Annotated in this window: 17 protein-coding genes; 14 read left to right on the forward strand and 3 right to left on the reverse strand. The window is 71.9% G+C overall.

What is annotated here, in order from left to right; translation table 11 throughout:
* Nucleotides 1-52 precede the first annotated feature (52 nt).
* Nucleotides 53-457 (reverse strand): YybH family protein, encoded by a 405-nt coding sequence (locus ACBJ32_RS46960; RefSeq protein ID WP_375132385.1) that lies wholly within the window; start codon nucleotides 455-457, stop codon nucleotides 53-55.
* Between the two features lie 62 nt (nucleotides 458-519).
* Between ACBJ32_RS46960 and ACBJ32_RS46965 the strand changes: the two genes are divergently transcribed.
* From ACBJ32_RS46965 to ACBJ32_RS46975, 3 genes are all read left to right on the forward strand, one after another.
* Nucleotides 520-912 (forward strand): winged helix-turn-helix transcriptional regulator, encoded by a 393-nt coding sequence (locus ACBJ32_RS46965; protein ID WP_375132386.1) that lies wholly within the window; start codon nucleotides 520-522, stop codon nucleotides 910-912.
* Between the two features lie 116 nt (nucleotides 913-1,028).
* Complete coding sequence (locus tag ACBJ32_RS46970; RefSeq protein ID WP_375132387.1) at nucleotides 1,029-2,048, forward strand: FAD-dependent monooxygenase; 1,020 nt, start codon at nucleotides 1,029-1,031, stop codon at nucleotides 2,046-2,048.
* Nucleotides 1,997-2,122 carry a hypothetical protein gene (locus ACBJ32_RS46975; protein ID WP_375132388.1) on the forward strand — a complete coding sequence of 42 codons (126 nt, stop codon included), beginning with the start codon at nucleotides 1,997-1,999 and terminating at the stop codon, nucleotides 2,120-2,122. Before ACBJ32_RS46970 ends, ACBJ32_RS46975 begins: the two co-directional genes overlap by 52 nt.
* Nucleotides 2,123-2,129: 7 nt before the next feature.
* On the opposite strand, the gene ACBJ32_RS46980 is transcribed toward ACBJ32_RS46975, so the two are convergent.
* Nucleotides 2,130-2,600, reverse strand: coding sequence for a PPOX class F420-dependent oxidoreductase (locus tag ACBJ32_RS46980; RefSeq protein WP_375132389.1), 471 nt, complete (start codon nucleotides 2,598-2,600; stop codon nucleotides 2,130-2,132).
* 100 nt (nucleotides 2,601-2,700) lie between these two features.
* The gene (locus ACBJ32_RS46985) at nucleotides 2,701-3,138 is read right to left on the reverse strand and encodes a DUF1772 domain-containing protein (protein WP_375132390.1); all 438 of its coding nucleotides are present in this window, start codon (nucleotides 3,136-3,138) and stop codon (nucleotides 2,701-2,703) included.
* A 266-nt stretch (nucleotides 3,139-3,404) separates the two neighbouring features.
* On the opposite strand from ACBJ32_RS46985, the gene ACBJ32_RS46990 reads away from it, so the two are divergent.
* The 11 genes from ACBJ32_RS46990 (at nucleotide 3,405) to ACBJ32_RS47040 (ending at nucleotide 12,271) form a co-directional block, all read left to right on the forward strand.
* Nucleotides 3,405-4,685, forward strand: coding sequence for a cytochrome P450 (locus tag ACBJ32_RS46990; RefSeq protein WP_375132391.1), 1,281 nt, complete (start codon nucleotides 3,405-3,407; stop codon nucleotides 4,683-4,685).
* Between the two features lie 133 nt (nucleotides 4,686-4,818).
* Nucleotides 4,819-5,238, forward strand: coding sequence for a hypothetical protein (locus ACBJ32_RS46995; protein WP_375132392.1), 420 nt, complete (start codon nucleotides 4,819-4,821; stop codon nucleotides 5,236-5,238).
* A gap of 96 nt (nucleotides 5,239-5,334) precedes the next feature.
* Nucleotides 5,335-5,772, forward strand: coding sequence for a phospholipase (locus ACBJ32_RS47000; RefSeq protein WP_375132393.1), 438 nt, complete (start codon nucleotides 5,335-5,337; stop codon nucleotides 5,770-5,772).
* Between the two features lie 9 nt (nucleotides 5,773-5,781).
* The gene (locus tag ACBJ32_RS47005) at nucleotides 5,782-6,114 is read left to right on the forward strand and encodes a DUF4326 domain-containing protein (RefSeq protein ID WP_375132394.1); all 333 of its coding nucleotides are present in this window, start codon (nucleotides 5,782-5,784) and stop codon (nucleotides 6,112-6,114) included.
* Between the two features lie 143 nt (nucleotides 6,115-6,257).
* Nucleotides 6,258-6,716 (forward strand): hypothetical protein, encoded by a 459-nt coding sequence (locus ACBJ32_RS47010; RefSeq protein WP_375132395.1) that lies wholly within the window; start codon nucleotides 6,258-6,260, stop codon nucleotides 6,714-6,716.
* 26 nt (nucleotides 6,717-6,742) lie between these two features.
* Nucleotides 6,743-9,262: a polysaccharide lyase family 8 super-sandwich domain-containing protein gene (locus ACBJ32_RS47015; protein ID WP_375132396.1), complete on the forward strand. Its 2,520-nt coding sequence runs from the start codon at nucleotides 6,743-6,745 to the stop codon at nucleotides 9,260-9,262.
* 255 nt (nucleotides 9,263-9,517) lie between these two features.
* Nucleotides 9,518-9,688: a hypothetical protein gene (locus tag ACBJ32_RS47020; RefSeq protein WP_375132397.1), complete on the forward strand. Its 171-nt coding sequence runs from the start codon at nucleotides 9,518-9,520 to the stop codon at nucleotides 9,686-9,688.
* 81 nt (nucleotides 9,689-9,769) lie between these two features.
* On the forward strand, nucleotides 9,770-10,198 hold the full coding sequence (locus tag ACBJ32_RS47025) for a VOC family protein (protein WP_357891828.1): 429 nt from the start codon (nucleotides 9,770-9,772) through the stop codon (nucleotides 10,196-10,198).
* On the forward strand, nucleotides 10,195-10,521 hold the full coding sequence (locus tag ACBJ32_RS47030; RefSeq protein ID WP_375132398.1) for a YdeI family protein: 327 nt from the start codon (nucleotides 10,195-10,197) through the stop codon (nucleotides 10,519-10,521). The genes ACBJ32_RS47025 and ACBJ32_RS47030 overlap by 4 nt, the downstream gene beginning before the upstream one ends.
* 93 nt (nucleotides 10,522-10,614) lie before the next feature.
* Nucleotides 10,615-11,193: a hypothetical protein gene (locus ACBJ32_RS47035; protein WP_375132399.1), complete on the forward strand. Its 579-nt coding sequence runs from the start codon at nucleotides 10,615-10,617 to the stop codon at nucleotides 11,191-11,193.
* Between the two features lie 88 nt (nucleotides 11,194-11,281).
* On the forward strand, nucleotides 11,282-12,271 hold the full coding sequence (locus ACBJ32_RS47040) for a LacI family DNA-binding transcriptional regulator (protein ID WP_375132495.1): 990 nt from the start codon (nucleotides 11,282-11,284) through the stop codon (nucleotides 12,269-12,271).
* The last annotated feature ends 64 nt before the right edge of the window (nucleotides 12,272-12,335 follow it).

Consider the following 12,335-nt stretch of genomic DNA (forward strand, 5'->3'; position numbering starts at 1 on the left):
GACCCATCATGGCCAGCCGCACCGACAATTCCAGCACCCTCACCCGCCGGGATCAGGCCGCGCCGCCGCTGCTCGGGAGCGCGACGCCGAAGGGGTTGTCGATCGTGTACCGCCAGTGGCCGTCCGCGCCGCGCCGGGCGACGTCGGTGGCCGTGCCCTCGATGCGCACCCGCTCGCCCGCGCGGCTCGTGCCCTCGATCGTCCAGTCCACGATCAGGAGCGCGAGGTCGCCGGTCGCGTAGACGTGCCGGGGCCGTACGGCGATCGGGACCCCGAGCGCCATGAACGCGGCGTTGGCGCTGTGCGCCTCGGCACCGGTCAGCGGGACGCCCGGCTCGGGCACGAACACCGCCCCGCCCTCGTACACCTCGGCCACCGCCGCGGGATCACCGCTGTTGAAGCGCTCGGCGAACACCGCGGGCACGTCCTCGGGCCGCCTGGCAAGTTCACGCATCATCCACCACTCCCCGGTAGAACGGATCCAGGATTCGAGACGCGGCAACGCTAGGAGACTGCTCAGTGACTCACCAAACGGTTGGTGACGTGATCCGGCGGCCGGGGCTGCCGGACGACCCCCGGGCGGCCGTCGCCGAGCCCACGCCGTCCTGCCCGGTGGAGATCGCCCTCGCCGCGCTGCGCGGCCGGTGGACGACGCTGGTGGTACGCGAGCTGCTGCTGGGCGAGCGCACGTTCACCGAGCTCGCCCAGGCGCTGCCCGCGTTGTCGGACAAGGTGCTGTCGGACCGGCTGGCGCAGCTCGCGCGGAGCGGCGTGCTCGTCCGCGACCGCCGGCCCGGCTGGCCGCCCCGCACCTCCTACCGGCTGACCCCGCAGGGCCATCGCCTCGGGCCCGTGCTCCAGGCGCTGTGGGACTGGGGCGCCGAAGGGATGGCAGCGCCCATCAGCGACTGACGGCGACCGGCAGCGCCCGGCGGCGGCTGGCGGCGGCTGGCGGCGATCGACGATGGCTGCCAGCGCCCGGCAGCGGCTGACAGCGATCCGGCAGAGCCGCCTGGCACGGTCAGGCCATGAACAACACGGACGTGCTCATCGCGGGCGCCGGCCCGACCGGCCTCACCCTCGCCGTGGACCTGGCCAGGCGCGGCGTCGCCTGCCGCATCGTCGACCAGGCGCCCGAGCCCGCCGGGGGCTCCAAGGGCAAGGGCCTCCAGCCCCGCACGCAGGAGGTCTTCGACGATCTCGGCGTGGTCGCGCCGATCCTGGCCGCGTCCGCGCCGTACCCGCCGCTGCGGGTCAGGATCGGCAAGGTGCCCGTCTGGCAGGCACGCATGCACGAGCGCGCCGCCCCCACGGACGCGGTGCCGTACCCGACGGTGGTCATGCACCCGCAGTGGCGCACCGAGGCGGTGCTGCGGGGGCGGCTGGCGGAGCTGGGCGGGGAGGTGGAGCAGGGCGTCGCGCTGGCCGGGTTCGAGCAGGACGCGCGGGGGGTGACCGCCAGGCTGGGCTCCGGGGAGCGCGTTCGGGCGCGCTACCTGGTGGCCGCGGACGGCGGCAGGAGCACCGTACGCAAGGCGCTCGGCATCGGCTTCACCGGCGAGACCCGCGAGGAGCAGCGCAGCGCGCTGGCCGACGTGCGGGCCGAGGGGCTCGGCAGGGAGCACATCCACGTCTGGGTACGTCCGGGCAGGGGCATGGTGGCGCTGTACCCGATGGCCGGCACCGACACCTTCCAACTGCTCGCCTCGCTGCGGCCGGGCGTCGAGCCCGAGCGGACGCTGGCCTGGTACCAGCGGACGTTCGCGGAGCGGTCGATGCTGCGCGGCGTGCGGCTGACCGAGCTGCTGTGGTCCTCCCTCTACCGGGTCAACATCCGGCTCGCCGACCGCTACCGCTCCGGCCGCGTCCTCCTGGCGGGCGACGCCGCGCACGTGCACCCGCCGACCGGCGGGCGCGCATGTTCGACCTGCTGCGGGGGCCGCACTTCACGCTGCTGTCGCCGGACCCCGCGCCCCGCGTCCCCGGCGGCCCCGAGGTGCGCGCGTACGTCCCGGCGCGGCCGTACGCGGGCGCGCGGCACACGCTGATCAGGCCGGACGGGTACGTCGGGATCGCCACCTCCTCGGCCGAGGAGCTGGCCGCCTACCTGACCATGGTGTGAGCCCGCGTCACCCCCCGGCGGCCAGGCGCGCGGGGAAGCCGCCCGTCGCGATGGGGCCCCAGCGGTCGATGTGGATGCGGATCAGCGACTTGTCCTGGCGCCGCATGGCCTCGCGGTACTCGTCCCAGTCGGGGTGCTCGCCCGCGATGCACCGGTAGTACTCGACGAGCGGCTCCAGCGCCTCCGGCATGTCCAGCACCTCACCCCTGCCGTCGACCTGCACGTACGGCCCGTTCCAATCGTCGGACAGCACGCAGATCGACACGCGGTCGTCACGGCGGGCGTTGACCGCCTTGGCCCGGTCGGGATAGGTGGAGACCACGATCCTGCCGCTCTCGTCGACGCCGCAGGAGACGGGCGAGAGCTGGGGACGCCCGTCCGCACGCGTGGTGGACAGCAGGCCGTGGTGCCGGGGGCGCAGGAAGTCGAGCAGTTCGGGCAGGTCGACGCGGCGCGCGGTCGCGATGTTCGGAGCCATTTCGAGATGCCTTTCCCATCAGCCGTGCACGGTAGGTCGTGCAAGGTCGTACTCGAATCCGATCCTTCCAGACCGGCGGCGCCGCGTGACGGAGCCCTGATCACAGGGCGGTCAGCCCGAGCCCGACCAGGACGAGGCTCGCCGCGCACGCCACCGTGCGCAGCGTGTTGAAGGCGGTCCACCGGGGCGAGTAGGCCTTGAACGACATGGTCCCGGCGTCCAGCGCGTTGTTCATCGGCACGTTGATCGCCACGGTGACCAGGAACGAGCCGGCGAAGTTGACCCCCGCGGCGGCGAAGAACCACGTGGCGGCCATGCCGTCCGCGAGGAACCCGGCCACCAGGGCGGCCGGCGGCGAGCCGATGAAGGCGATGAAGAGCCAGCCGTTCAGGATCTTCCGGTTGATGCTCCGCATCGCCGCCTCCGCCTGGGCGGGGTCGATGGCGTTCAGCCCCGGCATGACGGACATGGAGAAGGAGTAGAACAGGCCGGTGAGGGCGCCGTGCAGCACGAGGGTGATCAGAGCCAGTACAAGCATGGTCATATGGTGACGCTGGACCGGTGAGACGGTCCATGGTGGACGATCTCACCTCCATACGCGAGCGTCTACGGCGAGGAGCGCTGCCGCCAGGCGACCTGGGCGGCGTCGTTCTCGAACGTCCGGGGCACGCCCACCAGCAGCCTGCGTCCCGCTGAGGAACAGCAGCACGGCCACCAGCGTCAGGCCTGATCCCGCCATGCGGTGATCTTGGCAGAACAGCCGGGAGGCTTGCCAAGCGAACGCGATCGGGAGACCGTGGCGGCGTGCGCGATATCCCCGGACCTCCCGCCCAGTCAGACAGCGGGCTGGGCGCCATCACGGCCGCGGGCGGCCTGCACGCCTACCAGCTCGACCTGCACGACCGGTACGGCCCGCTGGTGCGTTTTCAGCTCCCCGGCGCCCCGTCGGCCGTCTCGGTGGCCGACCCCGTGCTCCTGGAGGCCACGGCCACGGTCAACGCCCGCCCGGACAAGCTCTTCGAGTTCCTGGCCCCGCTGTGCGAGGCGGGCAACCTCCAGACCCTCCCCGCCGGCGAACACGCCCCGTTCCGCCGCGCCCTGCTGTCGGTCCTGGCCGGCCGCCGCTCCCACGAGGCTCACTTCCCCGCCTTCACCGCCCTGGCCACCGAGCTAGCCGACCGCTGGGCGGGCCTGGGCGAGGTGGCGTTGCAGCAGGACCTGAGCGCGCTGTCCCTGCGCATGATCTGCCAGTACGCCCTCGGCGGCGACATCGACGACCCCGCCCGCGTGGTGAGCGCGTTCGAGACCGTGCTGACCGTCTACCTGGGCCGCCTCCACGAGAGCGACGACGACCTGCCGCGGGCCGAGCAGGCGCTGGCGTACCTGCGCGGGGTCGTGGACGGCGTGCTGGCCGCCGGTGGCAGCGACCTGGTGGCCGCCCTGGTCAAGGCCGGCATGACGCCGGCCCGCATCCGCGACACCGTCCTCATGATCATGCTGGCCGCCCACCACACCACCGGCGTGGCCGTCTCCTGGACCCTCCACCTCCTGGCCCGCCACCCGGAGGCCGCGGCGCGGGTGGCCGCGGAGCTGGACGACGTCCTGGGCGAGCGGCCCGCCCCGTCCTACGCCGACCTCAAGCGCCTGCCGTACCTGGAGATGGCGCTCAAGGAGTCGATGCGCCTCTACCCGCCGGGCCCGTACGGCGCCCGCGAGACCACCGAGGACCTCACCCTCGGCGGCCACCGCATCCCGGCGGGCACCGCGATCTTCTACCCCTTCTGGGCCGTCCACCTGAACCCCGACCACTGGCCTGACCCGCACGCGTTCGTCCCGGACCGGTTCACCCCCGAGGCGTCGGCGCGCCGTCACCGGTACGCCTACATCCCCTTCGGGCTGGGGCCGCGCAGTTGCGAGGGCGCGAGCCTGGCCATGGTGGAGGCGGAGCTGGTGCTGGCGGTGCTGCTCAGGAGGCTCCGCTTCGAACCGGTCGAGGATCATCCCGTGGCGCCGGTGGAACGCTTCGTGCTGTGGGCCGAGGACGACATCAGGATGCGCGTACGCGTGAGGCGGCCTTCCGGATGACGTGAACCGGTGTGGTGCTGATCACGGCTGGTGTGTGGATTCCTCCACAGATGATCCCTTGGGGTCTCCGTAGTGTTCCTGCTGTCGGGACGAGCCCGGCAGCACCGAACACTCCAGAAAGAGGACCCCGATCATGCGTAAGACCCTCACGATCGCCGCCCTGGCCGGTTCGATGGCCGTCACCGGCCTGGCCCTGAGCCCCGCCGCCGCGCAGGCGGCCACGCAGAGCGCCACCACCGCTTCCGCGAGCACCGTCACCCTCGTCAAGTGGGGCAAGTTCTTCTCCAGCGACGGCAAGGCCTACACCTTCGGCAAGACGTGGAAGTCGGGCGGCAAGGTGTTCACGAAGTGGTACGGCGTGGACAGGGCCGGCGGCAAGAAGGCCTGGGTGTGGTTCGAGTACTACCAGAACGGCTCCTGGCACAAGTTCAACAAGGCCTGGGACGGCAAGGTCGTCGGAACCTGGGGCGGCAAGGGGATCAAGAAGGTCTACACGTTCACCTGCTGGGCCGGCAAGTTCGACAACTGCGGCAAGAAGTACCGCATCTACTAAATCTTGAACCGGCACTGCCCATCATCCCGCCCGGACGCCGGGGCGGTCAGGCGAAGCTACCCATGACAGCTTCCTGGCACGACGGAGCAGGCTCTCATGGTTGGATCATCGCTCGCCGCCCTCGCCCTGATCGCCGCGTTCCCGGCCCCGACCGTGACGCTGCAGCAGAAACTCACCGCACTCTCGGCGCTCACCCAGCCCACCGCCCGCAGCGCCGCCGCCTGGCGCGACGCCTGGCAGGACCGGTCCTCCTGGGCCCCCTACGCCTTCGACTGGTCCACCGACCTGTGCTCCGGCAGCCCCGACAAGCCGCTCGGCTTCGACTTCAGCCTGCCCTGCATGCGGCACGACTTCGGCTACCGCAACTACAAGGCGATGAGCCTCTTCCCGGCCCACCGGGATCGCGTCGACCAGGCCTTCCTGTTCGACATGGGCAGGGTGTGCGCCACGTACGCCGAGATCCGCAGGACCGCCTGTGACCGGCTCGCCCGCTCGTACTATCAGGCGGTACGGCGGCTGGGAGCGATCTACTAGGAGGCCACGGTGGCACACCGGGTCAAGGTCGAGGGCGACAGGTACCACGGGCACGTGCCCGAGGGGGCGACGTACGTGGGCAGGGCGGCGCCCGGGCTGAAGGCGAGCCCGTACAACAGCCCGCACAGCGTCGGCGGGAAGGGCTGCCGGACGTGCGGCGGGCGGGTCCACGAGCGGGCCGAGGTGATCGAGCTGTACCGCGTGCACCTGCGCGAACATCCGGAGCTCGTCGAACGGGCCCGCGAGGAGCTGGCGGGCCGGGACCTCGCCTGCTGGTGCAGGCCCGACCAGGACTGCCACGCCGACGTGCTGCTGGCCGTCGTGGCCGGGCAGGAGCCGTAGGTCCCGCAGCCCCGGGCACCGCCGAGGTTGACGCCTCCCGCTGTCAGGCAATCAACTTGAAAGTGGAAGAAGCCGTCCGGCAAGCCGGCTGAAATCGGCCGGGCGCACAGTGTGGCCATCCCACCTGAGAAGGACGGTCACTCATGGCGATCACCCGTACCCTTGCCGGCCTGACCCTGGCGGCCACCGCCACCCTCGCCCTCACCGCCCCCGCTCATGCCACGGCGAGCGCGCCGTGGGGTCCCCACTACGCTCCCGGACAGGCGGCCAAGGCCGCGGGAACCCTGACGGCCACCGGCGAGGACCACGCCGACCTCCCGACCGCCGACACCGTGCGCGTCTCGGGCAAGGTGCAGGACAACACCCGCGGCGCGACGTGCGGCTGGGCCGTCTTCCGCATCACGTACCGGTCCGGGAACGACCTGCCGAACCGTAGCCACTGGGCCCGCGACTGCTCCTACAGGACCCCGAAGCAGTTCTCCTTCACCTACCGGGACGTCTACCAGGTCGAGCTCAAGGTGTGCGCCGAGCGCAAGGCCGCCAAGCCGTCGCTCAACTGCCTGTACGCGGGCACGTGGAAGACTCTCTACCTGTCGAAGTAGGGCCACACCGGCGAAGATCATGTACGGTGAGCCCCAGCGTATCCTCCACCGGCCTGGAGCCCGCCGTGCCGCACATGTCCCGCCGCCAGGTTCTCTCCCTGTTCCCCGCCGCCGGCCTGCTCGCCGTCGGCGCCTCCCCGTCGCACGCCGCGGCGGTCGACCACGCGAGGCTGCTCGCCAACACCCTCGCCATCTTCGCCGGCACGCCGGACGTCAACGCCCGCCCCGAGGTGGCCGGCAAGCTCGCCGCCATCCTCGCCACCGCCAGGCAGCGGCTGGCGGCCATGGACCGGGCGGGCGAGGGCGAGCTGTTCGCCGGCCTCGCGCTCGGCACCGACGACGTCAACCTCCGGCTGGCCTACCAGTACCTGTACGAGATCGCGCTCGCCACCCGCGCGCCCGGCAGCGCGCTCGCCGGCGACGCCGCCGCGCAGCAGCGCGTCGCGGGCGGCCTGCGCCGGCTGCACGAGCGCTACTTCGGCGACCAGCAGGCCGGTTACTACGGCAACTGGCACAACTGGGAGATCGCCATCCCCGCCCACGTGAGCAGGACGCTGCTCCTGCTCCCGGAGGCCTTACGCGGCGACCTGACGGCGACCTACCTCCCCTCCATGGACGCCTACCTCCGCAACGGCAAGGACGGCGACGTCGACCTCGACTCCCGCTTCCACACCGGGGCGAACCTGGCCGACATCACCGCCAACCGCATCCTCCAGGGCGCGCTCACCGCCGACGACGCCCGCGTCACCAAGGCCATCGCCGACCAGGCCACGGTCTTCGCCACGATCGACCCGTACCGGCTCCAGCACGGCGTCACCGACGGCTACTACCGCGACGGCTCCTTCATCCAGCACCATTCGGTCGCCTACACCGGCTCGTACGGCCGCGGCCTGCTGACCCGCGTCGTGCAGACGCTCAAGATGCTCGAAGGCGTGACGAGCGGGCCGCAGGACCTGCCGGGCGTCGTGTACCGGTGGATCACCGACGGTTTCGCCCCGCTGATCTTCGAGGGCTGGATGATGGAGATCGTCAAGGGGCGGGCGGTCTCGCGCACCAGCACCGGCTACACCGACATCGGCGTGGTCGTGGAGGCCATCGCCGACCTGGCCGACCACGTCGAGGACGCCCTGCCGCTGAAGCGGTACCTCAGGTTCCTGCCGGCCGCGGACACGACCGCGTTCGTCTCCCCGGTGAGCATCGCCCGGTACGCCGCCATCCGCGCCGACTCCACCGTCCCGGCCGCCGACCTGAACCCGGCCGAGCGCAGCGTCGCGTTCAACGCCATGGACCGCACCGTGCACCGCCGCCCCGGGTACGCCTTCGCGCTGTCGCGCAACTCGGAGCGGATCAGCAAGTACGAGTACATGAACGGCGAGAACCTCATGCCCTGGTTCCAGGGCGACGGGGCGTACTACCTGTACCTGGCGGGCGAGGACCAGCGCGAGGTGTACGGCGTCGACTACTACACGGCCGTCTCGCCGTACCGGCTGGCCGGGGTGACCGCGCCGGTGGAGGAGCGGCGGACGGTGCCCGAGCTGTACGGCCGCTTCTGGTACGACAACCCGGGCCATCCGCTCAACTTCACCTCCTCCTCGGAGTCCCAGAACGCCTACGTGTACTTCCCCCGGGGGGAGAACGCGTTCTCCGGCGGCGCGACCCTCGGCGCGTACGGGGTCGCCGGCATGGTCCAGTCCGACGACGCCGCCTACACCGCGAAGCAGGCGGGCATCCTGCCCGACGACTTCGTCGCGTACCGGAACGCGCGCGCCACCAAGTCGTGGTTCATGTTCGACGACGAGATCGTGGTGCTGGCCGCCGGCGTCTCCGGCCAGGGCGGCCGGGACGTGGTGACCACCGTGGACAGCCGCATCGCCGCCCCGGGCGACGCGGTCGCGCTCACGGGCGAGCACTGGGACGGGCGGCCCTGGCAGCCGGGCGGCCCGATCGCGCCGCCGCGCTGGCTGCGCTACGCCAACGGCACCCGCCGCACCGCCGTCGGCTACGCCTTCCTCACCAGGCAACCCGTGACGGCGGGGCTGGAGACGGTCACCCGCAGCCGGCGGGTCGTGCGCGCCGCCAACCCCGACACCAGCATCACCAAGAACGTGTTCACCGCCACGATCGCCGGCGACCACCCCGCCTTCGCCTACGCCCTGGTCCCGAACGCCACCGAGCCCGCCCTGCGCGCCTACGCGGACGGCCCGCTGGCCGTCCTGGCCAACAACCGCCACGTCCAGGCCGTGCGGCACAAGACGCTGGGCATCGTGGCCTGCAACGTGTTCAGCCAGGGCCCGCGCCCGGCCGGGAGCCTGCTCGTCGACGGCCCCGCCTCGGTCATGGTGCGCTCGTCCGGCGGCCGGACGGTGGTCGCGCTGTCCGACCCCACGATGGGACGCGACCGCGTCTCGGTCGTCGTGCACGGCGCCCGCCTCAGGCTCGACACGGCGGACGAGGGGGTGACGGTACGCCGCGTCCCGGGCGGAACCCTGATCCAGGCCACGACCCACCACGCCTACGGCCGCACCTTCACCGCCACCCTCCGCTGAGCGCGTGGAGAGAGCCCGCCAGCTGGTAGGTGAGATGCTCATCTACTGCTTCTTGATCGTCCTGGTCACCGGCGCCTTCCTGGCCTGCTTCTCGCCGCGCTGGCCCTGATCGTCACGCTGGTCGTCTCCTCGCGCAGGGAGGCCGCCACCCGGCCCAGGACGCCGGGTTTCGTGGCCCTGGCCGTCGCCCTCACCGCCCTGGTGTTCCTCTGGCCCTGACCGGGAATCTGTCCCCTCGGGGTCAGGAGGTCGCACATGCCCGTCATCGTGGGCGCCATAGCCGCCCTGCTCACGTTCATCGTGGTCGGCAGCCTGCTGGCCCCGCTGGGCGCCATGGGCGTGGTCGAGATCGCGGTCATCGCGTTCGTGGCGCTGGTCGCGGGGGTCGCGGCGGGCGTCTGGGAAGCCCGCCGCCGCAGAAGCTGAACTGCTCAGGAAAAGTGCTCATTCGGTGAGCACTTTCAGGGGTGATGATGGTGGCACAACCCCGCGAAAAGGAGCCGGAAAATGCTTCGAGGACTCACCACCACCGCCTTCTACTCGCCCGACTTCGAGGCGACCAAGCGCTGGTACACCGAGCTGTTCGGCATCCCGCCGTACATGGACACCCCGGCGTACATGGAGTGGCGCATCGGCGACTACCAGCACGAGTTCGGCGTCATCCACAGCAAGTACGCCGGCAGCCCGCTGGCCATGACCCCCGACCCCGCCACGATCGGCAGGCCCGCGGGCGCCATCGTCTACTGGCACGTGGACGACGTCCCCGCGGCCCAGGCCCGGCTCGTGGACATGGGCGCGACGGCGCACGACGCCCCCCACGACCGCGGCACCGGCTTCATCACCGCCTCGGTGATCGACCCCTGGGGCAACGTCCTGGGCCTGATGTACAACCCGCACTACCTGGAGATCCTCGCCTCCATGAAGGGCACGTCATGACGGTCTTCCCCGACGCCGCCGCGTGGCGGAGCTGGCTGTCCGAGCACCACGGCACGGCGACCGAGGCGTGGGTGGTGCTGGCCAAGAAGGGCACGACGCAGCCGACGAGCCTGACGTACGAGCAGGCCCTGGAGGAGGCGCTGTGCTACGGCTGGATCGACGGCCTGACCCGCAGCCGCGACGCCACCACCTACCTCCAGCGCTACACCCCGCGCCGGCCCCGCAGCCGCTGGTCCGAGCGGAACATCGCCCGGGTGGCGCGCCTGCGGGAGCAGGGCCGCATGCAACCGGCGGGCCTCGCCGCCGCCGAGCGCCACGCCTAGCCGCCGGAGACGATCGGACCGGATCCCCAGGATTTCGGACAGTTCGATCCGCGGGCCGGGACGCCAGGCGGGGCGGCCCGCGAGAGTCGGGGCATGGCAGACGTTCCCTCCTCATCAGCCGCCCCGAGCCCCGGCCGTGCGCTGGCCTTCCTCGCCCACCGCTGGCCCACCCTGGCCGGCCTGGCGGCGGCGGCGTTCTCCGTCATGGACGAGCAGGACGGCCGCGGCCAGGCCCTCGTCGTCTTCCTGGCCGCCCTCATCTACCTCGGCACGGCGGTGGTCGACCGGCCCGGAGTGGTGTGGATCCTGTTCGGCGCCGCCGTGGCGGGGGTCACGGTGGTGCGGGTGGTCGGGGCCGAGCTGTGGACGGTGCTGGTCGCCGGGGCGGTCGCCGTCACCGTGCTCAGCCTGGTGAGCGACCTGCCGCGCCGGCACCGGCTGGCCGCCGTGCAGATCCCGCTGATGGTGGTCTTCGGGGCCGCCGCGCTCGTCGGGCTGGCCCTGGATCCGGTCCTCGGGGCGTGGCTGGTGGCGGTCGCGCTCATCGGCCACGCCGTCCAGGACGTGATCGTCTGGCGGGCGAACAAGGTCGTGGCGCGGTCGCTGGCGGAGTTCTGCGCCGTGCTCGACTTCACCCTCGGCATCGCGATCATCGTCCTGCAGTTCACGTGACGCGGTGACCACGAGCCGGCCGCCGCGAACACTACGATGAGGCCGTGGCACCGACCTCACGCGAGTCGTGACGCTGATGGCCGTGAGCATGCACGACGTGGCCCGCGCGGCCGGTGTGTCGCAGCGGACGGTTTCCAACGTGGTCAACGGCCACGCCTACGTCCGCCCGGAAACCCGCCGGCGCGTGCTCGACGCCATGGCGGAGCTCGGATACGTGCCGAACGCCGCCGCCAGGAGCCTGCGCTCCGGGCGTACGGGGCTGATCGCGCTCGTCGTCCCCGACTTCAGGGCGCGCATCTTCGCCGACCTGGCGGGGCAGGTCGTGCGGGAGGCCGAGGCACTCGGGTACACGGTGCTGATCGAGCTGACGGAGCGGGAGCGGGAGCGGGAGCTCAAGGTCCTGACGGGCAGCAGGAACCAGCTCACCGACGGCGCGATCATGATGGCCCTGTCGCTGCGGCCGGAGGACGGGCGGCAGCGCCGCCCCGGCTATCCGGTCGTGCTGGTCGGTGACGAGGCGCTGGAGGGGGGCGTGCCGCACATCGGCATCCCGAACCGGGAGGCGTCGAGAGCGGTGGTGCGCCACCTGGCGGCCCTGGGCCGGCGGCGGCTGATGTTGCTCGGCCATCTCCCCGCGGAGCATCAGACGGGGCGGATGCGGCTGCGCGGGTTCCTCGAGGGGCTGGCGGAGGCCGGGCTGATGGCGCACGAGGAGCTGCTGGTCGAGGCCGGGTGGACCCGAGCGGAGGGGCAGCGGGCGATCGAGGAGCACCTGGACGCCGGGCGGCCGATGCCCGACGCGATCTTCGCGATGAACGACTCCCTCGCCTTCGGCGCGCTGCGGGCGTTGCAGGAACGCGGGGTCCGGGTGCCGGAGGAGGTGGCCCTGGCCGGGTTCGACGACGTCGAGGAGGCCAGGTACTCGACGCCGTCGCTGACCTCCGTCTCACCGGATGTGGAGGCGCTGGCCAGGAACGCCGTCGCGATGCTGCACGAGCAGATCAGCGGCAGGCCCAGCGGGCGCGAGTCGCGCATCGTCGTGGACTTCCGGCTGAAGGTGCGCGAGTCCAGTCAGTGAGGCGGGAGGCACGGTCGAAGGGTGTATGGCACACTTTGCTACGTAGCAATGGGGATTGAGCACG

This window comes from Nonomuraea sp. GTA35 (assembly GCF_041950525.1).
Taxonomy (GTDB): Bacteria; Actinomycetota; Actinomycetes; order Streptosporangiales; family Streptosporangiaceae; genus Nonomuraea.

Excerpts from the sequence above, each read along its gene's own strand:
- ACBJ32_RS46960 (WP_375132385.1), bottom strand. The coding sequence starts at position 457 with ATGATGCGTGAACTTGCCAGGCGGCCCGAGGACGTGCCCGCGGTGTTC.
- ACBJ32_RS46970 (WP_375132387.1), top strand. The coding sequence starts at position 1,029 with ATGAACAACACGGACGTGCTCATCGCGGGCGCCGGCCCGACCGGCCTC.
- ACBJ32_RS46980 (WP_375132389.1), bottom strand. The coding sequence starts at position 2,600 with ATGGCTCCGAACATCGCGACCGCGCGCCGCGTCGACCTGCCCGAACTG.
- ACBJ32_RS46985 (WP_375132390.1), bottom strand. The coding sequence starts at position 3,138 with ATGCTTGTACTGGCTCTGATCACCCTCGTGCTGCACGGCGCCCTCACC.
- ACBJ32_RS46995 (WP_375132392.1), top strand. The coding sequence starts at position 4,819 with ATGCGTAAGACCCTCACGATCGCCGCCCTGGCCGGTTCGATGGCCGTC.
- ACBJ32_RS47000 (WP_375132393.1), top strand. The coding sequence starts at position 5,335 with ATGGTTGGATCATCGCTCGCCGCCCTCGCCCTGATCGCCGCGTTCCCG.
- ACBJ32_RS47010 (WP_375132395.1), top strand. The coding sequence starts at position 6,258 with ATGGCGATCACCCGTACCCTTGCCGGCCTGACCCTGGCGGCCACCGCC.
- ACBJ32_RS47020 (WP_375132397.1), top strand. The coding sequence starts at position 9,518 with ATGCCCGTCATCGTGGGCGCCATAGCCGCCCTGCTCACGTTCATCGTG.
- ACBJ32_RS47025 (WP_357891828.1), top strand. The coding sequence starts at position 9,770 with ATGCTTCGAGGACTCACCACCACCGCCTTCTACTCGCCCGACTTCGAG.
- ACBJ32_RS47030 (WP_375132398.1), top strand. The coding sequence starts at position 10,195 with ATGACGGTCTTCCCCGACGCCGCCGCGTGGCGGAGCTGGCTGTCCGAG.
- ACBJ32_RS47035 (WP_375132399.1), top strand. The coding sequence starts at position 10,615 with ATGGCAGACGTTCCCTCCTCATCAGCCGCCCCGAGCCCCGGCCGTGCG.
- ACBJ32_RS47040 (WP_375132495.1), top strand. The coding sequence starts at position 11,282 with ATGCACGACGTGGCCCGCGCGGCCGGTGTGTCGCAGCGGACGGTTTCC.